At 41.3% G+C, this 26,972-nt stretch carries 23 protein-coding genes; 7 read left to right on the plus strand and 16 right to left on the minus strand.

The genetic code is table 11. The annotated features are described in order from the left end of the window. Positions 1 to 16 precede the first annotated feature (16 nt). On the minus strand, positions 17 to 1,204 hold the full coding sequence (locus AFM12_RS03530) for a DUF4249 family protein (protein ID WP_131458169.1): 1,188 nt from the start codon (positions 1,202 to 1,204) through the stop codon (positions 17 to 19). A gap of 99 nt (positions 1,205 to 1,303) precedes the next feature. Here AFM12_RS03530 and AFM12_RS03535 point away from each other — a divergent pair, with 99 nt between their 5' ends. The 4 genes from AFM12_RS03535 to AFM12_RS03550 all read left to right on the plus strand — a co-directional run bounded on the left by AFM12_RS03535 (position 1,304) and on the right by AFM12_RS03550 (position 5,633). Beyond that, positions 1,304 to 2,632: an NAD(P)/FAD-dependent oxidoreductase gene (locus AFM12_RS03535; protein WP_055143965.1), complete on the plus strand. Its 1,329-nt coding sequence runs from the start codon at positions 1,304 to 1,306 to the stop codon at positions 2,630 to 2,632. 8 nt (positions 2,633 to 2,640) lie between these two features. Beyond that, on the plus strand, positions 2,641 to 4,134 hold the full coding sequence (locus AFM12_RS03540) for a 4Fe-4S binding protein (protein WP_055143967.1): 1,494 nt from the start codon (positions 2,641 to 2,643) through the stop codon (positions 4,132 to 4,134). Positions 4,135 to 4,251: 117 nt separating this feature from the next. Further along, positions 4,252 to 4,782, plus strand: coding sequence for a hypothetical protein (locus AFM12_RS03545; protein ID WP_055143969.1), 531 nt, complete (start codon positions 4,252 to 4,254; stop codon positions 4,780 to 4,782). Then, complete coding sequence (locus tag AFM12_RS03550) at positions 4,782 to 5,633, plus strand: tetratricopeptide repeat protein (protein ID WP_055143971.1); 852 nt, start codon at positions 4,782 to 4,784, stop codon at positions 5,631 to 5,633. Before AFM12_RS03545 ends, AFM12_RS03550 begins: the two co-directional genes overlap by 1 nt. Here the strand turns inward: AFM12_RS03550 and AFM12_RS03555 are convergent. The 5 genes from AFM12_RS03555 to AFM12_RS03575 form a co-directional block, all read right to left on the minus strand. Next, complete coding sequence (locus tag AFM12_RS03555; protein ID WP_055143973.1) at positions 5,599 to 6,531, minus strand: polysaccharide deacetylase family protein; 933 nt, start codon at positions 6,529 to 6,531, stop codon at positions 5,599 to 5,601. The two genes, AFM12_RS03550 and AFM12_RS03555, sit on opposite strands and share 35 nt — an antisense overlap. Next, the gene (locus AFM12_RS03560; protein WP_055143975.1) at positions 6,531 to 7,481 is read right to left on the minus strand and encodes a formylglycine-generating enzyme family protein; all 951 of its coding nucleotides are present in this window, start codon (positions 7,479 to 7,481) and stop codon (positions 6,531 to 6,533) included. Before AFM12_RS03560 ends, AFM12_RS03555 begins: the two co-directional genes overlap by 1 nt. A 1-nt stretch (position 7,482) precedes the next feature. Beyond that, positions 7,483 to 8,100 (minus strand): inorganic pyrophosphatase, encoded by a 618-nt coding sequence (locus AFM12_RS03565; protein ID WP_055143977.1) that lies wholly within the window; start codon positions 8,098 to 8,100, stop codon positions 7,483 to 7,485. A gap of 88 nt (positions 8,101 to 8,188) precedes the next feature. Further along, the gene (locus AFM12_RS03570; protein ID WP_082391176.1) at positions 8,189 to 9,277 is read right to left on the minus strand and encodes a DUF3179 domain-containing protein; all 1,089 of its coding nucleotides are present in this window, start codon (positions 9,275 to 9,277) and stop codon (positions 8,189 to 8,191) included. Positions 9,278 to 9,403: 126 nt separating this feature from the next. Then, on the minus strand, positions 9,404 to 10,456 hold the full coding sequence (locus tag AFM12_RS03575; protein WP_055145111.1) for an SO2930 family diheme c-type cytochrome: 1,053 nt from the start codon (positions 10,454 to 10,456) through the stop codon (positions 9,404 to 9,406). A gap of 110 nt (positions 10,457 to 10,566) precedes the next feature. Between AFM12_RS03575 and AFM12_RS03580 the strand changes: the two genes are divergently transcribed. Further along, entirely contained in the window at positions 10,567 to 12,201 is a 1,635-nt protein-coding gene (locus AFM12_RS03580; RefSeq protein ID WP_055143981.1) for an ABC-F family ATP-binding cassette domain-containing protein, read from the plus strand. A gap of 265 nt (positions 12,202 to 12,466) precedes the next feature. On the opposite strand, the gene AFM12_RS03585 is transcribed toward AFM12_RS03580, so the two are convergent. From AFM12_RS03585 to AFM12_RS03630, 10 genes are all read right to left on the minus strand, one after another. Then, entirely contained in the window at positions 12,467 to 13,006 is a 540-nt protein-coding gene (locus AFM12_RS03585) for a pyridoxamine 5'-phosphate oxidase family protein (RefSeq protein ID WP_055143983.1), read from the minus strand. Between the two features lie 3 nt (positions 13,007 to 13,009). Next, the gene (locus AFM12_RS03590) at positions 13,010 to 13,672 is read right to left on the minus strand and encodes a hypothetical protein (protein ID WP_055143984.1); all 663 of its coding nucleotides are present in this window, start codon (positions 13,670 to 13,672) and stop codon (positions 13,010 to 13,012) included. A 5-nt stretch (positions 13,673 to 13,677) separates the two neighbouring features. Beyond that, positions 13,678 to 15,129 (minus strand): sodium:solute symporter family protein, encoded by a 1,452-nt coding sequence (locus AFM12_RS03595; protein ID WP_055143986.1) that lies wholly within the window; start codon positions 15,127 to 15,129, stop codon positions 13,678 to 13,680. Continuing rightward, on the minus strand, positions 15,129 to 16,010 hold the full coding sequence (locus tag AFM12_RS03600) for a dihydrodipicolinate synthase family protein (protein ID WP_055143988.1): 882 nt from the start codon (positions 16,008 to 16,010) through the stop codon (positions 15,129 to 15,131). The genes AFM12_RS03595 and AFM12_RS03600 overlap by 1 nt, the downstream gene beginning before the upstream one ends. After that, positions 16,007 to 17,056, minus strand: coding sequence for a sialidase family protein (locus tag AFM12_RS03605; protein WP_055143990.1), 1,050 nt, complete (start codon positions 17,054 to 17,056; stop codon positions 16,007 to 16,009). Before AFM12_RS03605 ends, AFM12_RS03600 begins: the two co-directional genes overlap by 4 nt. A gap of 157 nt (positions 17,057 to 17,213) precedes the next feature. Continuing rightward, positions 17,214 to 18,749 carry a vanadium-dependent haloperoxidase gene (locus AFM12_RS03610; RefSeq protein ID WP_055145114.1) on the minus strand — a complete coding sequence of 512 codons (1,536 nt, stop codon included), beginning with the start codon at positions 18,747 to 18,749 and terminating at the stop codon, positions 17,214 to 17,216. 85 nt (positions 18,750 to 18,834) lie between these two features. Further along, the gene (locus AFM12_RS03615; protein WP_055143992.1) at positions 18,835 to 19,833 is read right to left on the minus strand and encodes a transporter; all 999 of its coding nucleotides are present in this window, start codon (positions 19,831 to 19,833) and stop codon (positions 18,835 to 18,837) included. Positions 19,834 to 19,979: 146 nt separating this feature from the next. Next, positions 19,980 to 20,534, minus strand: coding sequence for a hypothetical protein (locus AFM12_RS03620; protein WP_131458171.1), 555 nt, complete (start codon positions 20,532 to 20,534; stop codon positions 19,980 to 19,982). A gap of 161 nt (positions 20,535 to 20,695) precedes the next feature. Then, positions 20,696 to 21,628 (minus strand): alkaline phosphatase family protein, encoded by a 933-nt coding sequence (locus AFM12_RS03625; RefSeq protein ID WP_157687279.1) that lies wholly within the window; start codon positions 21,626 to 21,628, stop codon positions 20,696 to 20,698. 156 nt (positions 21,629 to 21,784) lie between these two features. Further along, a complete protein-coding gene (locus AFM12_RS03630; RefSeq protein ID WP_055143999.1) occupies positions 21,785 to 22,939 on the minus strand; it encodes a parallel beta-helix domain-containing protein in 1,155 nt (384 codons plus the stop codon). A gap of 97 nt (positions 22,940 to 23,036) precedes the next feature. Between AFM12_RS03630 and AFM12_RS03635 the strand changes: the two genes are divergently transcribed. Beyond that, complete coding sequence (locus AFM12_RS03635) at positions 23,037 to 25,391, plus strand: TonB-dependent receptor (RefSeq protein ID WP_082391177.1); 2,355 nt, start codon at positions 23,037 to 23,039, stop codon at positions 25,389 to 25,391. Between the two features lie 248 nt (positions 25,392 to 25,639). Next, the gene (locus AFM12_RS03640) at positions 25,640 to 26,905 is read left to right on the plus strand and encodes a hypothetical protein (protein ID WP_131458175.1); all 1,266 of its coding nucleotides are present in this window, start codon (positions 25,640 to 25,642) and stop codon (positions 26,903 to 26,905) included. Positions 26,906 to 26,972: the final 67 nt, after the last annotated feature.

The raw sequence follows: 26,972 nt of genomic DNA on the forward strand, positions 1-26,972 counted from the left end.
ATGTTGGTTTCATGATTTAATCGATCCAGTTGATAGGTTGAACAGAAGTGCGGTTTACGCTTTCATTACATGGGGCCAAAGGTGGCCGGGTAGTGTCTGCACCTGATGGCTCAGGATTAGATTCTCTTGCCTGGAAACCAACGGCTTTAACACCATTAATTACATCTGCCCTATCCAGAAAATAATGGACGGTATGAACTGAAGACACCACAAAATACCCTCCAACGCTCTCTGAGCGATTGGTCGAAGATGTCATATTGCCAATTAAAGCGGTTGAAGGTGTATCAGCCAGGCCACCACTATTTTGATTCTGATCAATCAAAAGCTTCAGGTATTTATAAGCTTTGTCATTGATTGCATGTTGTTTGATCTCAATAACAGCACCGTTTCTTGTGTAGAGTGGTACTTCAGCCACCTGCTTTCCTACCAGACTTCGGCCATCGATAAACGCGTCATTCATAGCATTAAGCGTGTTGGAGTAGATGATTTCCCAACAAGGCTTTTCACATTTATAATCATAGGTTACGTTATACCTGATCAATAACTGATCTGACACACAAACGCCTTCTGCCTCTCCGGGATTGCGGTAATATCGGCCTCCATAGCATTCTGTACAATAATTCTGTTTTTCGTACGATTTCCATGTCCAGTAATAGGCATCACCCTTACCTTCTGGCTCATCCATATCCAGATAAATTTTATGACCGGCTGCCGTGATATCCCGTACCCGTATACCATCAGAAACGAACTCCTGATACACCTTTTTTATCGGTGAGACCGTCTTTAGCACCTGAGCGTCTGATTGATAGCTATTTCCGTTTGAGAGGTCGAAGAATAATTGATATGATCGTCCGTTCTCAGCCTTGAAGCCCTCAGGGAAAGAATACGTTCCGGCGTCAAAATGACTTAAGTTTACCTTTTCAGAATCATCAACTAAAACCCAAACATTCGCATCTTTAATAGGCTCGAAAATACTTGAGGAGGAAGAGATACTGCTCGGTTTTGAGTTTCTAAGACTGACATAATTGCCAGTCTCCTGATCGGTAAGGTTACCATCTACCACAAGAATGGAATCTGTTAATCTGAAGGCCGTATCAAAAGGCTCGATACAAGAAAACATCCAGAGGAAAATAAACAGCCCGGGTAGAAGGCGGATTGATTTAATGCTTAACTTTTTCAGTGCAAAATGATTTAAGTGACGCAAATCACGGAAAATTATTATTTATACTTTAATTTTTGCCAATCTAAAAGTCAAATAAATCTACCGATTCGTAGAACTCGTAGATAGCCCAAACCCCAGCCTATGCAAATAGCCATCATTGGAAACGGAATCAGTGGAATTACAGCCGCCAGATACCTTAGAAAAGATTCAGATCATGAGATTACTGTTATTTCCTCCGAGACTGATTATTTCTTCTCGCGAACAGCCCTCATGTATATTTACATGGGTCATATGAACTATGAGCATACCAAGCCCTTTGAAGACTGGTTTTGGGAGAAAAACAAGATCAATTTACTCAACAGACATGTTGAAGAAGTTGATTTTGATCATAAGAACCTACGTTTTTCAAACGGAGAAACTTTTGCCTACGATAAACTCATTTTGGCCACGGGCTCTTCGCCGAATAAATTCGGCTGGCCGGGACAAGACCTTAGGCGGGTTCAGGGTCTTTATAGCTATCAGGATTTAGAGGCTCTTCAAAGTTACTCAGACGAAATAGAAACCGCAGTTATTGTAGGTGGGGGCCTAATTGGAATTGAACTCGCCGAAATGCTCAAATCAAAGGGTAAAGAGGTGATTTTCTTGGTACGGGAAGCCTCTTTTTGGAACATGGTGCTACCCAAAGAAGAATCCGAGATGATCAATCAACATATTCTTGAACACCATATTGACCTTAGGTTAGAAACCGAAATCGCTGAAATTCTGGATGATGGTCAGGGCAATGTCAAAGGGGTGAAACTCAAGGATGAAAGTATTATCGACTGTCAATTTGTAGGTCTTACAGTCGGTGTTCATCCTAATATTAGCTTTCTAAAAGACACAAAACTGGCTACGGAAAAGGGAATTTTAGTCAATGAGTTTCTCGAAACCAATATTCCTGATGTATACGCCTTAGGAGACTGTGTTCAGCATCAAAATCCGCCTCCTGGTAGAAGGCCGTTGGAGCAGATCTGGTATACTGGCAAAATCATGGGCGAAACCATTGCAAAGACAATTCTTGGTGATAAAACTACCTATCAACCAGGTGTTTTCTATAACTCTGCTAAGTTTTTGGATATTGAATACCAAACCTACGGAGCCGTACCGGCCACGCCTGAAGAAGGAACAGAAGACTTTTATTGGCAAAGCCCGGTGGAGCATAAATTGGTAAGAATTCATTTCAAAAAAGACACCAAGGCTGTGACCGGCGTAAACACTTTTGGCATTCGGATGCGTCAGGGAATCTGGCAAAACTGGATTGAAAAAGAAACGTCTGTTGAAGAAGTTTTAATTAATCTTGGTAAAGCTAATTTTGACCCGGAATTCTTCAAAAAACATGAACAGGATATCATTGAAGCCTATAATGAGCAATATGGGGCTTCACTAAAACTTAAAAATAAAAAGACTGGCCTGATGGCTATTTTTCAATAAGCAAAGACATGAAAAACACAGGCATATTTCTAATTCTAACGGCATTGGTGCTTTGGATAGCCCTCCTCTTCGGTAATACCTATAAACTGACTCCTGAAATTCTTTTAGAAACCGCTTCACAAGAACATGCCGATTTACTACGGCCAAAACTTGAAGACCTTTTTGACCAGGAACACTCAAATGTTTTCTCCTTCTCATCATCCATCAAAAATGCAATAACGGAGGTCAATAAGGAACTGGATGCTGAAGGGAAATCTGACCAGAAAATTTATGACACCTATGAGTTAAGTCTTACCAAGGCTGCGGGTGATGGTCTGGTTTCGAATAACAAAGGTTTACTTTTCGGCTTAGTTTTTTCTTTGCTTGTACTGGGTGCATTGATGTTCATTCTACCTGATTTAAACCTTTTGCCCGGCATTAAAAATGACGGTATTTTCCACCACCCCGGTACTTCGGTAAAATGGCTCGGTATTATTCTCGGTGCCTTATTGATTATCTTTTACATCCTGTTGTATTTCTTCCCGCATTTTATTGCGAACTGGATCATCGTTTTAGATCCTCTGAGCAATTTTATGAATGGCAATAAGGCCAGCCAATGGTTTTTATATGGCTTCCTGTATACGATTGCAGTGCTGGTGATGGGGATCAGAATGTTGGTTAAATACCGCCATAGCAAGTATCAGATGATCAGAACGGGCTCAGTGATGTTCTTCCAGCTCATTTTTGCATTCATGATTCCTGAGATATTGACGAAGTTGAATATGCCTTCGGCGGATTTAAAGAATATGTGGCCGCTGGATTACTCGTTTTTCTTTGATTACCGTATCGACCAGAAAATAGAAGCCGGCACACTTGGGATTTTCATGTTTGTTTGGGGTATTATTTTATTCGCTGTAGGAGTGCCCGTACTGACCTATTTCTATGGCAAAAGATGGTATTGCAGCTGGGTTTGCGGCTGTGGTGGGCTTGCAGAAACACTGGGCGATCCCTTCCGTCAGCTTTCTAATAAAAGCCTTAAGGCCTGGAAAATAGAACGTTGGATGATTCATGCTGTACTTGTTTTTGCTGTCATTATGACCATTGGCGTAATTTATACCTATATGAGTGGTAACTCGGCAATTTTCGGAGTGATTGATACCGGAACATTAAGATATTACTATGGTTTTGCCATTGGCTCCATTTTCTCAGGGGTTGTGGGTACCGGCTTCTATCCTTTAATGGGAAATCGTGTTTGGTGTCGTTTTGGTTGTCCTTTGGCAGCCTATTTGGGTATTGTGCAACGCTTTAAAAGTCGCTTTAGAATAACAACCAACGGTGGCCAATGCATTAGCTGTGGCAACTGTTCTACTTACTGTGAACAAGGTATTGATGTCAGATGGTATGCTCAGCGTGGTCAGGATATCGTGCGTTCTTCTTGTGTGGGTTGTGGTGTTTGCTCAGCTGTTTGTCCTCGTGGGGTTCTGAATCTCGAGAATGGGCCTGAGGCAAGTCGAAACATTTGAGATTATAACTTTCTAAACAATAAGTCAATTCTTAATAAAATGTCAAGCCTGTTTAAAAGTTAGCAGAATAGGACATCAAAAGGCTATTTTGCTCACTTTCAATTTAACCAGGCCCTCATGACAACTAAAAGTTTCAGATTTCAACCCTTTAGGTTTAGTGTAACTTTTATCGTACTTACCCTAATTATCTTTCCCTCCTTTGGCCAGGAAAAGTATTTAAGATGGGTTGGAGATAGTGAGTTTAACGCTGAAACGGACGACCCCAATTTTTCACCTTGCGGGCCTGAAGCGAAAGTCCTGCAATACTTCAATACCAATGCCGGACCGCAATATGCTGGCGAAAAACCGGCCTTGATCCGGCATTTTAACTCTAACTACAAAGCTCCAGAAAATAATCATCAATCCGGTATGGTAAGAATTCGGTTTGTGGTGAATTGCGAAGGTAAGGCCGGTCGATTCCGACTTTTAGAGGCTGATGAAAATTATGCTCCTTTCTCTTTCGATTCATCCATTACAGATCAACTTTTGAGACTGACCCGAGAAATCAAGAATTGGCACATCCTGCCGTATGGTGAAACAACTACAGATTATTATTTCTATTTGATTTTTAAGATTAAAGACGGCCAAATCATTGAAATACTTCCGTGATGAGATACATTTTAACTTTCCTTTTCATAGCCTTTTCAATTGAGGTGTTGGCTCAGATAAACTGTGAAGCATACCGTCATGAAGGAGATTCCCTTAAATACAAGGCTTGTTTAAAGGCGGAGGAAATCAGGCCGTATTATCAATTTAGCCGGGAGGCCCAGGCCGGTTTGGATGCCGCATTGGCCATTGATTCTACTTTTGATTATGCTTATAAGGTTAAATCCATAGCTTACCTGAAAAGTGGGGATTTTATAGAATGGAAACGCCTTATGGATAAGGCAGTTGGTCTTGATCCAAAAGCCAATTTAGGATACAGAGGATGGTGCCGGTTTCAGTTTTTCAGAGATTATGAGGGAGCAATTAAAGATATTGAAAGACTTGACAGCCTCTTAGTCAGTGATATTGGCTATTCTCAAAACGGCACTTATCATCTGAAAGTAGCTTTGGGCTTGTGCAACAAAATGTTGGGTAATACTGACAAGGCTATAAGCCTTATTTCTGAACAGATCAAAAAGAATGAGGAGATCAATTTCCTGGGAGAATATGACTATTTACACCTTGGTGTACTCTACTTTCAAAAGAGTGAATATGAAAAAGCTTTAGCCGCTTTTCAATCTCAATCAAAAGAATCTGAACTTGCTGAAAATCAATATTATTTGGCTTTAACGTACAAAGCTCTGCAACAAACAGAGAATTTTAGAAAGGCCATTTTAAAGGCACAGGAGCTCTATATTGCTAAGCAAAGAATGTTTGACCCCTATTCTAACCCTTTGGATAAGATTTATCTTTCAGATATTGAAAAGGAACTCGACGTTTCTACCGCCCGAAATTCTCAATATATTCGGGAGTAGCCGGATCACCGGCAAAGAATTCTCCCTTTTTGCCTGCCGAAAGAGCCCAGCGGTCAATCCATGAAATACCGTAGCGACCGAAAGCTGTGACAGGTGTTTTATAAGCTTCATCTTTCAATGCTTCTTCCATCCGTACAAACTTATAGCCGTGTTTCTGGTAAACTGCGGCCAATTTTTCGATATAATCTGCATTGAGAAGGCTGGCGTGAATAAGTAAGATCTGGCTGATCTGGCGATTAAATAAAGCATCCGACTGCTTCTCGTAGTAGAGCAACTTTTCCTCCATATAGTTGATATAGTCCTCCCCTATTTTATCCGCCAGTTTATCATCTCCTTTTCTGCGACTAATATGATAGGCCCTGGCGAAAAGATAGTCTGCGTTATCAATGGTCACAGGAGCTACGATATAATTATGCCTGATCAGAAACTTATCCAGACTATCCGCTCTACTTTCTCGTTCGCCAACATGTAAAAAGGGGTGTCTGAAATACATCATTTCTTTACCGTGCTTTTTGAGAAGAGCTTTGGTCACCTTTTCACCGAGCAGAATTTCCTCTGCATATTCATAAAAAGGCGTATTATTGAAGTCCTTATGTTTAAGGGTGTGATTTCCAAGGTCCATTCCTGCCTCCAGCCACAATTCCAGACATTGTTTCTGAAAACCAATCATCTCCTCATCTTTATCCCAAAGCTTCCCCTCATTAACAAATCCAATAGCCGGTACACTTTTGACTTTCAGTCCATCCATCAGCTTTTGAGTAACCTCCAAATGAAATTCTGGGCTTGGATTTCCATAATTGACGACCGGAAGATCATCAATACTAAAACAAACGGTTTTAGATTGAGCCAGGGTCAATTGAGAAATCAGGAAAAAGAATAAAAACAGTCTTTTGTGCATTATTTATCTTTTGGCGGAGCCTCAAAATAGGCTTCAATTTCTTCTTCAGAAGGTTTATTTAATGGTCGTACCAAACGGAAACCCAAAAACGGAGCATCCGTAAGCCACCAGTCAGATTTTGGAATCTGAGGGTCCTGTTGCTTTAATCTTGGAGTAGATGGTATGCGTGAAGCAGAACGAAGTCGATCAGGGTCGTCATCCCAATGCCCACCTTTGATCGTATGCGGGTACAACTTGTCAGGCTTTATCCAAGGGTTTTTCTCACCATCTTCCAAGCGTTCAAAATAATCTTCAAGGTATTGGTCAGAAGTCCACTCAGCTACATTGCCGTACATATCATAAAGTCCCCAGGAATTCGGTTTCTTTTCACCTACATGAGCATATTGCCCATTTGAGTTTTGGTAAAACCAACCATACTCCTGCAGCTGACTTTCGTCATCGCCAAAATACCAGGTGGACTTAGAACCGGCTCTTGCGGCATATTCCCATTCGGCCTCAGTAGGCAAACGGTAAAAAGTGCCGGTTTTCTGATAAAGCCATTTGCAAAACATTCTGGCCGCATACTGCGTCACATTACAAACCGGATAACCACCAAGCTTTCCTTGTCCAAAAGACATCTCCACATAAGGCTTTGTTGGTCTGGAAACCGCATCTACGGCAAGGTCTTTATCAATCTCCAATTCCTTGTTTTGATAAACCAGGTACATATCCCAGGTGACTTCATGGGCTGACATCCAAAAGGCATCTAACTCAACCCTTTTTTGAGGCCCTTCATCGGCCTCACTGTATACCTCACCTTCAGGACTCCCCATCAAAAAGCTTCCTTCAGGAATACCCACCATATCGAAAGAGACCTTTGTATTTGGTATTTCTTCGGTATAGTTTTCAGGCTTTTCAGCTACCGAAATAAAAAGTAAAAGTAAGAACCCTAAAGACCAGAAAAGCTGCATATTACATTGGTTTGAAGATTAAATCGCGATAATCTTCCATAGATTCTCTGATCACCTGACCAGCATGTTTTTTGCCATATTCATAGGCAATTTCACATTTCTTTGGCTCGTCAGGCAAGTTTTTATAGGTAAGGAAATAGTGCTTTAAACGCTCCACCACATCGCGGGGCATATCAGCCAAATCCTGATATTCTCCATAAATATGGTCGCCTACTAAAACAGCAATTATTTTATCATCTGCTTCCAAGTTATCCACCAAACAGAAACCTCCGATAGGCCGGGCCTGAAGTAAAATATCGCCATGAGGAATGTTGTGGGAAGAAAGCACACAAATATCAAGTGGATCCCCATCCCCAATTTTCACCTTGTCTGCACCGTTTTTCAGAGCAAGGTCAGCCACTCTACGTCCACAATAGGTTTGAGGAACAAACCCGTAAAGTGAAGGAACGATGTTAGAATATTTCTGGGGACGATCAATTTTCAGATAGCCCGTGTCTTTGTCAATTTCATATTTAATAGTATCTGAAGGAACAATCTCGATAAACGTATTAACAAATTCAGGAGCCTGGTCTCCGATGGAGATGCCATGCCACGGGTGAGCTTTATAAACGGGTTTCATTAATTTATGATCAATTTAATTTCAATGGTCAACATGATCCATTGAAGAACTTGTTTGAAGTCATAAAGGTACAAAGCACAAAGGAATGCTAGTTGGAACCTGTGAAAAAATCAGGATAAAAAGCTGCCCAGGCAAAAGCATATCCCATAAAATGCGTAGGAATTACCAATTGCTCGCCTTTCCGATCACCAGAAACAGCCGTGCCGAAGAAATCCCAGGCATTGCCTTGCGTATCCTCAAAGAGCAAACCCTCCCCTGTTCCAATTAGTGACTTTCGAAAACGAATGACGTCACCTTTAGTGGTTTTAGCCATATAGGCCAACATATAGTTGTCTTTTTCAGATCCAAAAACAAGGACTTCCTCCCCGCCGATCTCACGCACCAATTGTGAGTTTAACTGCCCAAAGGTTTTAAATTGAACATAACCTACTTCCTCTCCCACTTTGATACCTAGTATACGCTCTTTCTTAGGAATGTCTGAAAGATTATTGGCCACGTCAAAAAGTAAATTATCATTATTGGTTTTATAGTCTCCGTAAGGATAAACATCATAATCCGGCTGAACCTCAAGACCTTCAACACTCAGGACTTTTGTACCGGGGTACCAGCTACGCCAATTTCCCCAAGTAGTTTCCACCAATTGATGAAAACCATTTTCCGCTGTCATTTTAGAGCCGTTTATTGATTTCAAAAGCATTTGAGACCATAAAGACCCAGAGCCGCGATCGTATAAGATCAAATTTGAATTATAGAGTAGCCCGGAAACCCCGAACGTGGTCTCTAAGCCGTCTAATGATCGATCATGTAGAAGACCGGAGCCGGTCAAAGGGCAATAGGAAATTGAGAAGGCGAAATCATCAATTTTGTCATTGATAATTTCATGGTAATCCAGAATTTTTTGCGGGTATGCAATGACTGTTTCATTGTATTTAAAGCCCAAAATGAGATCATCATCATTCATAAAACTGGCTTGCTGGGCAGAAATATGGATAGGTTCATCGATACTTTTGATGCCATCTTTCCCTACTCCGCCATCTTTAACCTCACTTACCGGAATTAGCCATTGGTCTGCTTCCTCAATGGAAGGCAGCGAGATGGAATTGTCTGGCGTGGTTTCTTCTTTTTTACAGGAAAAGGCTGAAAGCATCAAGCAGACAAGCCAAAGTGATTTCTTCATGAATGAATGGTTTTTTTTTCTATTAAAACCGAAACAAGGCCAGTTTTAGTCTTTGAATCAATGAACAATTTGTTCAGCAACTCAAATACAAGAAAAGTGCCCGAATGTAGAATCAGGAGATAGAATTTAAGGTAAACTGTTAATCCAGTTTCTGATCAATTGAAGACTTTCTTCATGAACTGTTTTTCTACCAAGCTCAGGCATCATAACCCCGGGGTCTGTAGATGCCATTCGATGAACTAGAATAGATTCGTCTGCCTTTCCCGGTATAATGTCAAAACTAAAATCGGCCGAAGCCCTTCCTGTAGCTACGGGAGCTTTCATAATCCCCAAACTAACCGGATCATCATTATGAATACTCAAAAACAGGCCCGAGGAATTCGCAGGACCTTCTGGGCGATGACAATGTGCACAATTGATATCGAGCCAGGCCCGGGCCCGATCATTCAAAGACGCACTTTGGTCCTGCCAGTTAACAATTTTTGGAACATCTGATAAATCCGGCATACCCGTAATTAAACCTAGATCGTCAAGATTTTTGAGTTGATTTCCGGAGTGATATAAAGAAGTGGCTGAAGCAACCAAATAGTCCGAAATCTCTAGATCACTATTCAATTGACGTGCTGAAGGACCAATGGGGGACATTTTTTCATTACGATTATGACAACCTTTGCATTGATTGACATTAGGCACAGCATAAGCATGCTTTTTCTTTTTCCCGTTAAGATCGATGTATTTTACCTCTGTGCTTTCACCGGCTACTTCCAAATAGGCTTCTGTTTGCTCTTCATTCCAGACATATGGAAAAGCTTGCCAACCATTTTCTTCATGAACCAAAACCCGTGTCTCTATGAGTCTTCTTCCCTTTTGAGGTTTTCGAAAATCAATTGGATAGTAAAAGGTTTTTATCAACGCAGAACCCACTGGAAAATCAAGCACCTCTTTATCGTCATATTTTGCTTTTTGACCCGCAGGCAAATAAACGAAACGCAACTTTTCAGCGTAATCGGTAAAAAGAGGAGTTTGCAATGAATAAGGGTAGACCTGACCCGCCGGAATTTGCTCCGCTAAAACTCCTTGAAAAAAACCATAGTCAGACAATTTCGCCTTTGGTGTTGCCTCTGGTAAGGTCCAAAAAAGCGAAAGAAAAAACCATAAAGAAGAAATTGATACTGTCATGCCCAAATTTATTGATTTGAACGGATAAAATAATATTTTTTTGAGAGCAGGCTTTGAAGTCAAAAAGTCAATAACTCTTATTTATATCTTTGCCGCCCAAATAGCAAAATATGATTTCAGTCGATAGCGTAGGCGTAGATTTTAGTGGAAGTACCCTTTTCAGTGATATCACTTTCAATATCAATGAAAAAGACCGCATTGCCCTTATGGGTAAAAACGGAGCCGGTAAGTCGACCCTGCTCAAAATTATCGCGGGAGTAGATAAACCAACCCGTGGGAAAATATCAGCACCAAATGATGCTGTCATTGCCTATTTGCCGCAGCATTTACTCACCGAAGATGACAGCTCCCTTTTTGAGGAAACAGCAAAAGCATTTTCTGGAATTCAGCAACTCAAAACTGAAATGGATGAGCTGAATAAACAGCTTGAAACCCGTACAGATTATGACTCAGATGAGTACATGGCCATCATTGAGAAGGTTTCTGAACTTGGCGAACGCTACTATTCTATTGAAGAAGTCAATTACGACGAGGAAATTGAGAAAACTCTTTTGGGCCTTGGCTTTCTGAGAGCAGACTTTGATCGACCTACCGGAGAATTTAGTGGGGGCTGGCGGATGCGAATAGAACTGGCCAAAATTCTACTGAAAAAGCCCGATCTAATTCTGCTCGATGAGCCTACAAATCACTTGGATATTGAATCGATTCAGTGGCTTGAAGATTTTCTGATCAACAGTGCCAAATCGGTAATTGTTATTTCACACGATAGAGCCTTTGTTGATAATATCACCAATCGAACTATCGAGGTCACAATGGGTCGAATCTATGACTATAAAGTCAATTACTCTCATTATCTGCAGCTTCGGAAAGAACGATTAGAACAGCAGCAAAAGCAGTTCAATGACCAGCAAAAAATGATAGCTGAAACTCAGGAATTCATTGAGCGATTCAAAGGAACCTACTCCAAAACGCTTCAGGTGCAATCGAGAGTGAAAATGCTTGAAAAACTGGAGATAGTAGAAGTGGATGAAATTGACACTTCTCATATAAACATCAAATTCCCTCCGGCACCTCGTTCTGGTAACTACCCTGTCATAGCTGATCACGTAACTAAATATTATGACGACTATCTGGTATTTAAAGATGCTCAGTTCTCCATCGAAAGAGGGCAGAAAATAGCTTTTGTAGGTAGAAACGGAGAAGGTAAATCTACCATGGTGAAAGCCATCATGGGTGAAATCGATTTCGAAGGCGAATTACGGGTTGGTCACAACTGCCAAATCGGATATTTTGCTCAGAATCAGGCTTCTTTGCTGGATGGAGAAATTTCGGTTTTTGATACAGTCGATCAGATTGCCGAGGGTGAAATCAGAACAAAAATTAAGGATTTGCTTGGAGCCTTTCTTTTCAGAGGCGATGATTTGAATAAGAAAGTTAAAATGCTTTCCGGAGGAGAAAGAACCCGCCTAGCCATGATTAAACTTCTGCTTCAGCCCGTCAATCTCTTAATTCTAGATGAGCCCACAAACCATCTGGACCTGCGAACCAAAGATATTCTGAAAGACGCTTTAAAAGCTTTCGAAGGCACCATTATACTCATTTCTCACGACAGGGATTTCCTGGATGGTCTGGCCGAAAAAGTCTTTGAATTTGGAAATAAACGTGTCAAAGAGCACTTTGAAGACATCAACGGTTTCCTCCGAAACAAGCGAATGGAGAATTTGAGGGAGATTGAGAGGAAGTGAGTTTTTTGACCGATGACCGATGACTGAGGACGGGTGACCGATGTTTTTCGGGTTGGAAGTTGGAGGTCTGAGGCTTGAGGTTTTGATCAGGGACGGACGACGTTAGTTTTAGGTAAGGAGAACATCCTTATTCTCAACCCACTGCAAACTGCAACTGTCAACCGGTTACTTTCCCTCCGGCTCAAGTTTTTAACAAATTAACCAGTCAACCAATAGACCAGTTCGCCAATTTCAATAACCGGCCCCTGATCTTGTCGAAGGGCAATTAAAAAATCCCCGTGTCCACTCCATCAAAAGTCTTCAGATTCTTTTCTTGCCAGTAGTCTCGGATGCCTTCGCGGCCTTTATTATCAGACCATTTCGCCAATACTTGGCGATCTTCCTTGAAATCCATCAGTGGCACTGCGAAACCGCAAGAGGTTTGAACACGCTCTATGTTTACCTTGAAAATTTGCCGGGCACCGTTATCCGGTGGAAACATTGAATTATACTGTTCGAACTCCTTATCTCTTTCATGAAAAACCACAGCCGTTCCATAGCAACGCAGAATCATGGGTTTGCCCTCAAAAGCACACCACATCAGCGTTATTCGGTTTAATTCACGAACATGAGTGGCTGTTTCATTTCCGCTACCGGTCAGATTTCTCCAAACGATGGTCTTATCATCCAATACTCTCAAAGCATCCATCCCTTTTGGAGAGACATTCACAAGACCGTCTTTCATGGCCGTGCCGGTAAAGAATATATGTTGACTGTGAATGAAATCTTTGATTTCTTCCGTGATATGCGGGAGCAGTTTTGCCATTTTTCAGATTCTTTTTTTATCAATCCACCATGCCAGGCCTGCGAAAAACAAGTATGAAGCCAAGGCAGATATAGTTAGGTTCAGGAGGTTTTCTTCCTGAGGTAATACGTAAAAGTTGATATAATTGGCGAGAATCAAAAATAAAACGAAACCAATGGATGCGTATTTACCAAGAGTGTTTACCGCAACTGTTCTTTTGTTGTAGTAAATCAGGCTAAGAATCAGTAAGCCGGCTTCCGTAAAGAAAGTTGCTTCTTTATTGTACCAAAGTCCAAAACCAAGCTTAGGCTCTCCCGAAATGATCGGAAGGTCCGGCGTATGTGCAATTAAGTCCGCAAACCAATGAGAAAGCACTCCCACGGCCATGACAAGTCCAATTTTTTTGGCATTTAAGTCTCCCTTCTTGAGGAATAGTACATAAAGAAAATAACAAAGAACAGCCCAAATAACCGACCCCAATAAACCATGGGTAAAAGGCACATGGGCTAAATCTAAATTATTGACTTCAGAAATACCAGATTGAAAATTCAATTCTTCGATACCTAACAAAGCAAATGGAAAAAAAAGGATATCAACGAACTGGGTGGCTATAAAAAGGGCTCCGAGCGACGCTCCTTTCTCTTTTCCTTTCAGGGCAAAAGCCGCTGCATAGTGACCTACAAACATAGTTTCTACCGTTTTGGATTAGTTTTTGAAAGTAACAGTCCTACTCCTAAAATCAAAAGCGTCGAAATAATAATCACGAAGTTTGGATGTAAGCCAAAAGTTACTTTCAGATCAGGGAATAACGAATTCAAGCTAGAATAAATGATAAAAATCAGTCCACCGGCCACCGCTAACTTTGCGGCCTTATTGGAAGTTTTACCTGAAAATAGACCTAAAAGAATTAGGCCGAGAATACCACCACTGAAAATAGAAGCTAATGCCCACCAAATATCCAAAGCACTATTGACACCCATAAACATTAATCCAACAACAATACTCAAAAGGGCCATGATGCCCGAGGAAAGTCTTAAAAACCGAAGAGCATTCTGATCAGAAACTTCACGACTTCTTATGTAAAAATCTTCGAGCAAAACGGTGGCAGAGCTATTTACGCTGGTAGAAACGGTGCTCATTCCGGCCGATAAAATAGCGGCAATCAACAAACCCTTGATGCCAGAAGGTAGCTCGTTGACAATATAAAAGGGTAAGATCTGATCGGCCTGAAGATCAGTAGGTAACAAAGCAGAGTTTTGCTGGTAATAAATCCATAAAGCAGTACCAATCATGAAAAACAAGAGAGAAACCGGGATATAGAGCAAAGCACCCATCCATACCGAGAGGCGGGCACCTTCATCCGTTTTGGCACCGATATATCGCTGAATATAACTTTGATCAGCACCGAAATTCTGAAGATTAATGAAAAAGCCATAGAGCAAAATCAACCAAAAAGAGCTGTCTGAAAAGCTGAATTGGAACTGTCCCAAACTCATTTTTCCCGAATCCAGACCCATTGACAGAAAACCTGAGAAGCCATCTTCAATTTGCGAAAGCAACAGCACAAAACACAAAAGAGCTCCCGAAATAAGAATAAAACCCTGAATGGCATCAGTGTACACCACAGCCTTGATTCCTCCAATTGAAGCATAAACCATAACCATAAGACCGGTTATCACAATTATTGCCGAAACAGACCAGCCTGTTAACGAGTGAACTGGGAGTGATAATAAATACAGGATTGCTCCCATTCTTGCCAGCTGAGTTAATAAATAGCAGAAAGCAGCATAAGTTCGAGCCCACCGGCCAAAACGTTCTTCAAGAAAAGTGTATGCTGACTCCCGGTTAATCTTTCGGTAAAAAGGCACAAAAAAGCGAACAGCAATGACTGCCGCAAGCGGAATACTCAGACTAAAAACAAAACTGCTCCAATCGCCGGCAAAAGCATTTCCAGGTAAGGCCAGGAAGCTTATACTACTGACATAAGTGGCAAAAACAGACATACCCAAAGCCCAGGCCGGAAACTGCCCATCTCCCCGGGTAAAGCTTCCTGCTGTTTTATTTTTACTATAAAAACTATAGCCAAAGGCCAAAACGGCCAGGAGATAAATTAGAATTACAGCGAAATCAAGTTGATCAGCCATTAGAAATTTTTAAGAATTTGAGCGATTTGTTCCAATTGCTCCTCAGAATAAGCCTTTAATGGATTTGACAAGTGGTTTTGACAAAGCCCTTTTATCGCCATAGCAGCTTTGAGACCTTTCAAATAAGCGTTTTCATCATTAGTAAAAGCATAAACCTGATCTGAGAATTTAAGTATCTTTTGCTGAACAGTATCCACTTTTACCTTATCGCCGGCCTGATGAGCATGATAAAGCTCAATATACCATTCCGGGAAGATATTTGAACCTCCATTAACACCGCCGTTTGCTCCATTTTTAAGTGCTTCACGTAAGATCTCCTCAGGTCCCATAAATATCTCAAAATCGTTACCTGTAAACTGCTCTGTTATATTCTGGAAATACTCAAGATCACCGGAACTGTCTTTAAGACCTACTATCCCCGGGTTTTCAGAAAGTCTTAAAACCGTTTCTTTTTCAATGCTGACTTTGGTCAAAGACGGAATATTATAGAGGTATAAGGGAAGCTTAATTTCAGAGACCAACCAGGTATAATAGTCAAAAACCTCCTCCTGATTCATTTTCAAATAATAAGGCGGAGTAGCTACCACGAAATCTGCTCCCTGCGTCTTTGCAACTTTTCCCTGTTCTACAGAATCCAGCGGAATGGTAGAGCTAATTCCAGTCAAGACGGGTACTCTTCCTTTTACAATTTCAATCAAACTTTTCCCCAGGTTAACCTTGAAATCATAAGAAAGCGAAGAAAACTCTCCCGTTGTCCCCGAAACAAAAACTCCGGCAATACCGGCTGAAATCATTCGCTCAGTTATATTTCCTAAGGAGATTTGATCCAAAGAACCGTCCGCATTGAGTGGAGTAATTACAGGTGAAATTATGCCTCTCATAAGTTCTCAGGAGTTAAAACCACGTATCTCACTTTTGACCGTTTGTATGTATAAGTAATATGAATTTTCCCGTCAGAAGACTGGATCACAGCCGGATAAGAGTACTCTCCAGGCTCAGTTTCAAGGTCTAAGACCTTTTCCCAGTTTTCGCCATCTTTTGAAATGGCCACTGACAAAGGTGTTCGCGGCCCACCCCATTTGCCCTCATAACGTTCAGTGGGGTTATAAACCAATAATTGCCGACCATCTGAAAGACTAACTGCATCCGTTCCTGAATTGGGATTTGGAATATTGGTAATTTCAATTTCTGACCAGCTATTTCCCTGATCATTTGACCAGAAACTCATCAATCGGTTTTCTTTACTTCGGCCAAGCATTTGTAGTCGCCCGTCCGGATAAGTCAGAATACTCGGTTGAATGGCATTCGTCTTTACTCCGTCATTCAATGGCTTCGAAATTGTCCATGTTTTACCAAGATCACTCGTTTCTTCAATGAAAACCTGCCAATGATCAACTTCATCAACTTCAAATTCCTTACTACTCGGACACAAAAGGCGACCGTCTGAAGTAAGAATAGGTTTATTTTTCACTGGCCCTAATATGTCTTCAGGCAAACGTCTTGCTTCAGACCAGGTTAGTCCGCCATCTGTACTCTCTTTCATTTCTCCCCACCAGTTTCTTGGATCAGGACCTACCTTATAAAAGAGCAAAAGAGGTCCTTCAGGCATTTGGAATAAAACCGGGTTCCAGGTAGGGTACCGTTTTGAAGCATGTTGAATTCCATTGGCAACAGAAGCAGGGGATGTCCATCCACTTTCAAGTTTACGACTAAAGTAGATTTCTACATCCTTGTGTTTCTCATGTGTGCCACCGAACCAAGCCGCTGCTATTCCATAAGGCGTTTCAACGACTGTAGAAGCATGACAGCTTTTGAAAGGGGCCTCATCATAAATAAAACCTTTTGAGACCAGTGGAGATTGACCATAAGAGCTAAGGCAAATCAGCAATAAAAAGACTGGAATAAACTTTACGGCTTTAGTTATCATTGAATTTTAGAGTTAGGGTAATCTAAGCTACTGAATTTTCGACATCAACAAAAAAACTAAACATACATTGAACCGGTAGAATATCAGTATCGAACAAGATAGAATCAAAACAGCCGACCAATTGGCCGGCTGTTTCCACTTTAAAAGGATAAATAACTTATTCTGCCGCATCCAATCTGGCTTTATCTATACTGAAGGTAGCCACTTTCCGGCCCTGATCAGTACCGACGGTCGCATCAAAACTCCAGTGAATACCTCCGTATACTCGGGAAATAGCCGCTTCTTCAGCCCACCCACGCAAAACGGCAGCTCTGTCGGGGAAAAAGTAGGCTAAAACCTCAGAACCCGCCGCCGAGAAAACGCTATGACCCGAGGTATAACTTGGGAAATTCGGTGTCCCCGCTATTGTCTCAAAGCCCTCAATCATCTGAATAGGTCTGGGGTAATGATAGTAGTATTTGGCATCCCAGCAGCTGATACCACCATCCATGATGGCCATATTCATATAAGCATATACCCTGGCTGTTCTAATGGGGTTCAGCTTCTCTTCTACGATTATTTCCTTGGCTATTCTGTTCCAGTGGCCTGGTGGCGTGTAGGTACCGAGGCCATCCTGCCAGAAATTGGCAATGCGACGGTAATTTTCGTTCATATTTTTTGCGTAGTTTTTGAGCAGGACCACGTCATCTTCATACGCTTTTGACCCAATAGCAGGCGGTGGAATAGGCCTAACACTCTCTACATTATCAATGCTCCACATTTTTACTTTGCCAAAAAGAGGGGTTAATCCGACTGGTCTCACCGGAATCTCCAGATTATCCCAGGCCCAGCCAAATCGCTCCAGTGCCGCATTTTTGATGGAATCTGAAACGGCTTTGGGTGCCTGGGCATTTTTCATGCCATCTCCTGAAGCTCTGGTCAGGGCAATGGCTGCCACTTCTTTTCCTATTTTAACCCCGGCATCAATATCACTTTGAACTGCTGAACCCGCCATGTAAATTGAATTCAGGTGTTCTGCCGCTTTTTGCTCTAAATATTCTTTTTCTAGAGGAAACATTGCTGTTAAAATAGCTTTTGAGGCTTCTGCCACCACAGCACCTTCTGATGGGTAAGATGGAAGCGTACTTTTGACATAGGCTGAGGCGATATCTTCATCCACAGAATATGGAGCCGGGCGGTTATATCTGTATTTATATTTCCAAGCCAATACCTGACCATCATATTGTGCTACAGATAAATAAGCCAGTGCTCTACAGGCGTATGGCGGATGTGCAAAAGGAAAGGCCGGGGGCCCTTCAGGACTTGCAGGGTTCGGCAGTGTGTACGTTCCGTCATCATTCGGGCCTGGTATGATATTGTACTTAGCTATCAACTCCAAAGCAATCTCGTTCCATCGGTTCGTAGGATTGCTTGTCCAGTACGTTACACTTTTACGTTCCTCGCCACTTGTACTTTTCTGTCGGTCTTTCAATTGCTGCAATTCTTGCAAATAGGAAGAAGAACCAACTCCAGCGGGTACTTCTATCTGAATTTGAGAATCCGTAATGCCAAGAACAGTGTTCCATTCTCCGGCATTTTCATCCAGATCATTGAATTCATAACTTCTATAGTTCAGTAATTCAGGCAGTTCCTTTTCGCAGGAATTCAAGGCTAAAAAGCCTAGTAATAATAAGATTGAATATAATCGTTTCATTATGATGTTTTTAACCCCCAATAAATCATTAATAGCTTCAGACTTTCAGCTAAAAAATTTTAGGGAAGATTCTTTTAAATTAATTTCACTTTTCTTTTTTCAGAAAACCGAATTGGTAAGTAAGACCAATACTCGTACTGTTTAGCTTCCCGCTATTTCTACCTGATAGAGTTCTAATATGATTTACCACGAAACCCAGTCCTTTCAGGTTCTTTGGATAGTATTGACCTAAGATTCCTGCAGAGGTTGTCTCTACTTTATTGGTTGGCTGAGCAGCATTATAAGCCCTGATATCATCCCCTGAGAGACTTTGAAATCTGTTAAGGTTAGCTTCAAGTTTTATCCTGTTTCCAAATAGCCAGGAGCCCAGAACTCCATTGACAGCAAATGCATTCGGAACATCCATCCATGGAGTATAAAAACTGCCTCCGTTATAATAATAATCACGTTCGGCCTCGGTATAACCTCTCCATAAATAAGCACCGGATATTCTCAGATATGGTCCTTTTTTGAATCCATATTGGGCGATAGCGGAATAATTAAATTGGGGAGTTCCCAGCCCAAGGCTGTAGGGCATGTAATCAGAGAGATAGTTGCTCATAGGAGTTGAAAAGCCGATTGACGCCAGGGCTGAAAAGTTTCCTACCTTACTCTCTTTCTGAATGAGCTCATATTTTGCAGCCAGGCTTAGATCCTGTAAACCCGATGCTCCGGCAAAACGCCCCCCGTTCGGATTTGATGAAGAAGTCTGCACATAGGGAGTCGCTATATAAAAATTTAACCGCGGTATTACTCCAACGGCTATCATTGGCATCACTGTATTTCTGCTTACCGTGGCGATTGTCTCATTTACTCGGAGTCCTGAGCCCTCCCAGTAATGGTCAAATTGAGCATCAGAATAATTGAGCAAAACGCAAGCCTCGCCAGAGTTCATTAAAATAGCGTCATCCGGGGTTTGGGCTTTTGCCAGTTTAAAGCTCAGTAATGTTATCGTCAGAAGTAATATGAGACGATATAATTGATTTTTATAGAACACCTCATGGCCATATACGTACGCCTGAGGGCTCAACGAAATAATGTTCATTGTCCTGTTTTTTGTATGATTATGAAATAAGAGAATGATCCTGGTTTAAGATCATTATAAAATTCAGACAGTCATTATGCATACTCAGCCATAAAGCAAGCTTTTGAGCAACTAAAGCTGATTTCATACATTACTTAAACTGTCTATCACACAAAATCTGGTGGTGGAGTGAGAACTCCTAAGAAGTGGGAAGTATAAATACTATTTTCAGGCCTATACTTCACCAACTCTGCTTTTAAAGCATAAGAATCTGAAAACAAAACCTGATGATAATCTTGCGAAAAATAAGTATTCTGAAGCAGTTTGGCTAACCATTGACCTTGATCTTGAGGAGCCTCCGAGGGTTCTGGCGACTGCTCAAAATGATCAGAAAGCATGGTAAAAATATCCCTTGCATTACTGTTTTCAATGGCCGTTACATAAAGCGTATCACTTTGATATGTTTTACTTACAAGAGTATAAAATTTATCCCCGTGCTGGAAAAGTCCTTCTGACTCTCGAGGCTGCTCCCAATCTGTAGCATATGGGAGAGCAATAGGTATTTTTAATGTAATTTCTGAGCTTTCGGACAGAGGGCCCGGTGATATGGTTGAAGTATCCAACCGACTCTCTAAGTGAAGCTGAAAAACCAAATACAGCGGTAGCAATGTACTGATGCACATTGTCAAAAGTCCCAACAAGCCTGCAGTTAGTTTTTTCAATTTCCTGAATTTCGCAAACTAAGAGGATCAAAGATAGGGAACTGATTAATCAATTGTTACAGTTTTGATCAAAATGATTTTCGCAAGGCTAAAAAGACCCTCGGACAAGTATATGTTCCAGTCAAAATCATAAATACTTCAAAATCAGAGACTTGGAGTAATTATCGAGCGGACAGTAGCCTTTTTGGTGATTTTCCAGCTGTTTTAGGCAGTTTCTTTTTTATACCCAGTACATTCAGAAGTGCGGCAGCAATTTGATTCTGATAGATCGGCTTTTCATTTTCCATTTCTCCGGCTTTGATGACCGCAGGTCCAATGCCAGCCAACCATATGTTCTTACTACCAGAAACCAGCAATCCATGTTCACTCCATTTTTTTGAATAGCCTCTCCCATGATCGGTGGTAATCAAAAAGGTGGTTTTGTCTTTATAGTTCGAATCAGACTGGCAATATACCCACAGGCTCTCAATGTACGTATCTATTCTGTTGGCAGCTTCCAGGTAATTTCCGTATTCGGCTCTGTGAGCTTTCTCATCCGTCGCATCAAAGGAAATGTAAACAACCTTACTTTCGTTTTTCTTCAACGATGCTAAAGCTGAAACATAGGTTAAACTATCATTGGTAAACAATCCTTTTCTTTCTTTTCTCTTATGTTCATCTTGCTGAGACGAATAGACCTTGATCTTAGAGCGTTTGGCGTTGATAATATACGGCATGGCATCCCACGTACTGTGAACACTCACCTTACCCTTATACTGTTCCTCACTATTAATGACTTCTAAAACATTCCTGTTCGGGTTCCATTTTTTTCGGTTAGAGTGAATTCGAAGATCCCTTTTACCCGTCAAAAGTTCATTATAGCCAGGATAAGAAAATCCAAAGCGGTTTTGAACCCTGACTATGCTTCCACAATCCTGATTACCGGCAATAAAGCCTTCGCTCGCAATAACACCCCACATGAAAGGCATAAGCTTTTCACGATATCTGAATTTTTCTGAACTTGCCTTTTCATTCTCGGGCTCAGTAAGAATCAATTCTTCAGAAGCCCCTCTGAAGAGCTCCTGCCACCTGAATCCATCTAAAGTGATAAGCACGAGATTTTCAGAATTTTGTGCCTGAACACCCATTGAAAGAAAAAATAGAAAAATAAGAGATAGGAAAGCTTTCACTAAATTTATTGGATAAAATGCAATTTGCTTAAAAGTCGGTAATCAGGGAGTCAACGGAGATAAAAATATAAGCCGGAAATTCTAACGCTCACACTCTACCATCTCCCTGCTCACATTCTCAAAGTTATTTTCAGCGTCCAGATTAGCGAAAGTGGCATTTGTATTGTCTTCGACGCATAAAACCCAATCTTTATTGTCTTCGTCAGTTATTCCATCCCATTGAATAAAGGGAACATCTTTTCCAAATCTCAGGACAAAGCGATACATTTTCCCGAACCTTCCCTGTGAAGTGGCTTTCTGAGACTTCCGCTCAAAAACATTTTCTCGAATAGAGATATTGGTAGGATACGGATAATACTCCTTATCATTAATTGGGTTCTCAGTCAAATAATAAGAGATAACCCCCACCCCCATCGACCGATTGTCTTTGATTACATTTTTGTAAACTTCTACATCCGAGGTGGCCAGAATCAAAACGCCCGTTCCGGGTGGAACTTTGCCGACAATATTCCCTTTAGGAGCAAAGTTTTTGTAATTATTGGCCTCAATCACATTCTCATAAACTTTAACATTACCTCCTTTTTTTTGAACCAAATCAGGTAAGTCAAATACCAGAATTCCGCCAGTATTTCCTGTGGCAATATTATCATAGACCTCGGCATTTTGAGAATTCTCAATCTCAATTCCAGCCACATTCTCTTTTGCAATGCTCTCTTTGACTACAATATTTTTAGATTGTCCCACATAAATACCGGCATCTGAAGCCCCGCGGGCTATACAGCCCTGAATGAAAACATCTTTGCACATTACCGGGTAGAGTCCATAAGCTCCGTTTGAGGCCTTTGGTTTTCCCTCCCAGGCTGTTTCAACTCGGATGAATTTGACGCCTTTCACGTTCATAGCTTTAACCGCATCCCCGGCAGCATTTAATACGGAAAGATCCTGAAGTGTGACATCCTTTAGATTACTGAGGCGAATACCCTCCGCTCCATCGGTTTGGTTGGCAAAATCCAAAACTGTTTTACCTATTCCCTTTCCTTTAATAGTTATATTTTTTTTCCCCTCAAGAGACAACGTCGTATTGATTTCAAACCGACCTTCATCAAGCTCTATAGTGCTGCCGTCTTCGGCGAGGATAAACTGTGTCTGAATAGCCTTCTGAATTTCTTTTTGAGCCTGAATAGCGAATGATATTAAGAAAAAACAAAGGCAAAAGGAAAGGTTTCTGAGTTTCATAAAAAGGGTCGTTTGAAAGCAATCTATCAATTTTCTGAACAAAAAAGTGCCCTGATTGCCTAAAAAATCTGAAATTGGGCAAATACCTTAACCTTTGATGAAGACACCACTATTATTATTCTTGATTTTTCTGGCCTCTATGGCCAATGCTCAGCAGAGCATCAGGGGAATCATTTCGGATGCTGTTACTCAGGAGCCATTAAGTGGTGCTACAGTCATTTTGGATGGAAAGATGGACGGGAACGGTGGCCTTACGGATGAAAATGGCTTGTTTGAGCTCAAAGATATCCCGCCAGGAAGGCACTTCATTAGAATTACTTTTTTAGGTTATGAACCTACCGAAACGGAGAGTTTTCTGCACCAAAGCTCAAAAGAAACCTATCTGCAAATCGAACTCAGCCCCGGAAGTATTCAAGGCTCGGAAGTGGTGGTTACAGCGAATAAGAATGCGTTTGAGCCTTTAAATGAGCTTTCTGCAGTAAGCACACGCTCTTTTACCTCAGAAGAAACCGAACGGATTCCAGCAGGGATAAATGACCCAGGAAGGGTGGTTCTCTCCTACCCCGGCGTCACCATTGGAGCTGATGATAATGAAAATCAGATCGTTGTCCGCGGTAATTCTCCAGTCGGTATTCTTTGGCGTCTTGAGGGAATTGACATTCCAAACCCTAACCATTTTGCCGTAATTGGTTCATCCGGAGGGGGAATCACCGTTTTTTCTGCCCAGTTACTGGCCAAATCTGATTTCAATACCGGTGGCTTTGCGGCAGAATATGGAAACGCCTTGAGCGGAGCCTTTGACATCCATTTCAGGCCCGGTAATTTTTATAAAAGAGAGCACCGGGTAAAAATTGGCCTTCTCGGCCTTGACTTCGCCACAGAAGGCCCAATTAAAAACGAAAGATCTTCATATTTAATCAATTACCGATATTCTACTCTCGGCTTACTCTCAGCCATGGGCTTTAATTTCGTTGGAGAAAGGGTAACCAATGAATTTCAGGATTTAAGCTTCAACCTCACTTTTAACTCAAAAAACCAGAAATCTGTCACTACATTTTTTGGCTTAGGTGGATTGAGTGAAGAAAACTATCAGCCTGTTGAAAACCCCGAAGAACGTGATCTGGGTATTGCAAATCATTCAGAAGATCGGGTCAGACCTGCAAATATGGCTGCAATTGGTTTAACCAATACATACCGAATAAATCGCAGAGGTTATTTAAAGACGGTAGTAGCCCTAATGGGTAGTGATATCAAGGTAATGAATGATACCCTGAGTCTGAGTAATGAACGCTATAGATATGAAACTCAACAATACATTGACAAAAGAGTGGCCACCTCTTTTACTTTAAATCAGAAACTCACCGAAAGCTTTCTTTTTAAAAGTGGCCTGATTTTGAACTATATCAGTTTTGATTTCCTCAAAGAAAAAACGGCACGAAATAATATCTCGGACATTAATGAATTACAAACTGAGGTCGCTGTTAGCGGAGCGGGGCAAACAAGTACTTTTCAGCATTATTCACAATTCAGCTTTCTCAAAAACAGATGGCGAATAAACGGCGGCTACCACTTATTAAGGCTGGGACTGAATGGCAAAGGATCTTTGGAGCCCAGGGCTTCTATCCAGTTTACCCCGGTGGCAAATCAAAAGCTTAGTTTGAGCTATGGAATCCATAGCCAGATACCGCCAATGATGAACTATTTTTATCAGGCAGAAGGAGGAGAACTTGTCAATAATGATCTGGATCTAATGAAGGCTCGCCATGTCGTTCTCGCTTATCATCTTTACACAAAAAACCGAATGCGTTTTTCGCTCGAGGCTTATCATCAGCGATTGAGAAACATACCGACATCACCAGATGAGGACTCGAATTACTGGATGTTAAACTCCGGAGGTAATTACCCGGAATTTGCAGTAATAAGCGAGGGAAAAGGAGAAAATAAGGGAGTTGACCTCGCTTTAGAGAAAACCTTTAGTAATAGCTATTATTTTCTGTTAAACGCGTCCGTTTTTGATGCCAAATATACCATGCCTGATGGCCGAACCTTTAATTCAAGGTTTAATTCAAGATATAGCAGCACACTCACTTTGGGAAAGGAATTTTATTTCAAAAAAGGCCGTATTCTCCAGATTGGAGGCCGTTATTTGTATAAGGGAGGTTTCAGGTACACTCCACCAATCATTTCTGAAACCATAGAGAAAGGCTACTATGTCAACGATCTGGAGCGAACTTATTCAGGTCAAGTGCCCCCTTATCAGCGAATGGATGGCCGTATTTCTTACAGTTATAACGGTTCAAAGGTTTCGGGGAAAATAAACCTTGATATTCAAAATGTATTGAACAGGCAAAACCCAAGCAGCATTGGCTTTAATTTTAATACACAGCAAACCTATTTACTTTATCGAGGTGCCGGGTTTACCCCTGTATTGAGTTTTCAGTGGGATTTCTAATCTTTTAAATTCTTAGGAAACCTGAGTTTGCTGACGCCTTCCAATCGACCAATTACAAAGTATATTCAACCATTTACACTGATATAAAGGCCAGGCAAACAATTTAATGGTTTCATGCTCTCTTATTCTTTTCTTTTGGCGAATGCTCTCCGTTCAAGGAGTACTTTGTTGGCAAAAGCCATAAAATAAAACAATTTTCATTTCTGACCTTTTGTCTTAAAATGGAGCCTGAAAACTATCTGATTGTCATGAAAAAGAGCTTTAAACTACTTGCATCTGCTATTGTATTAAGTGTAATTGCCTGTAATAAATCGAACGACCCGAACCCACAAGCTAATGCTTTGAATATAGAATATCAGAGTGATGCAATTGTATTGGAGGAAGGATCTAACCCTGTAATTGCTATTGACACGGCCTCGCAGGTTTACACTTTTCAGGGAGATGCATTTAGCAAAGAACCTGAAGCCGGAGAAACTATTCTGGTTCCGGGTGAATACATGAGAAAGGTCGTCTCTGTGAGTAAATCCGGTGGAAACTATGAAATAAAAACAGCGGATGCTGCACTAACGGATGTCATAAAAGATGGTGAACTCAACTGGGAAATAACTCCTGAGTGGGATCAAGCCAGTGCCATCGTCATCGACGGACAATATGAAGTACCAATTGCTAATCTGAGAAGAAGAGGACCTATTGAGGTCCAATACAGCTCTGGCGGAATAGATCACCTCATTCAAATAGAACCACAGCTAGAAGGCGATAAAATCAATGCATGCAAATTCACCTTTAAAATGGCCAAGAAAGTGGGGGGATCAGCCACAGCTGCATTCACCGCTGAAGGCACCGTAAAACTACCAACCCAACAGACTCAAATAGGAATCTCAAGCGGTGAGTTGAAAACTTTCAAATCTGAGAATAAAGGCATCACTGCTGACCTTAAACTATCTTTGAGTGCAGCTGGTACCAAATCTGGTTCCCATAGCCTGAAACTTCCCGGTGTAGCTTTAAAAATTCCGATTCGGTTTATTCCTACTCCTTCAGGCCCTGTACCCCTACCAATCCCTGTTTCTATTGATATCGGTATTCAGTTTGTTACGCAGTTAACCATGCCTGATGTTAATTCTTCAGCTACAGCCAGTAGTAACATTGCTTTATCGGCAGACGCCGGATTTGAGTATAAGGGCTCTTCGGTGAGTACATCCGGTAGTATTGGTAATGACAAATTTACGGATGGCACTTTTGATTCGGGGGCTTTTATTGGTTCACCGGTAGATATTCAATTTGGTGTTGCGTTTCCGAGAGTCGGCCTAAACATTGCCGGTCAAGAGGTCGCCTACATTCACACCGGTTTTACCACAGGAAGCAGCTTACAGTGGGGGCCGGTTTGTAAAAAAGGATATGTAAAAATGGTAGTGGAAGGTGGATATGAACTAAAAGTTCTCGGTCAGACTCTGGCAGCTCAAAAAGAGACTTTCGCTGAAAGAAACAAAGAAGTTAAACAGGATGGCTGTCCTTAATATTCATTTGCAATGAGTAATTGAAAAACTGATTGAATTGAATTCAATTTAACCGGTTAACTCTCTG

The organism is Jiulongibacter sediminis (assembly GCF_001306455.1).
Classification (GTDB): domain Bacteria; phylum Bacteroidota; class Bacteroidia; order Cytophagales; family Spirosomataceae; genus Jiulongibacter; species Jiulongibacter sediminis.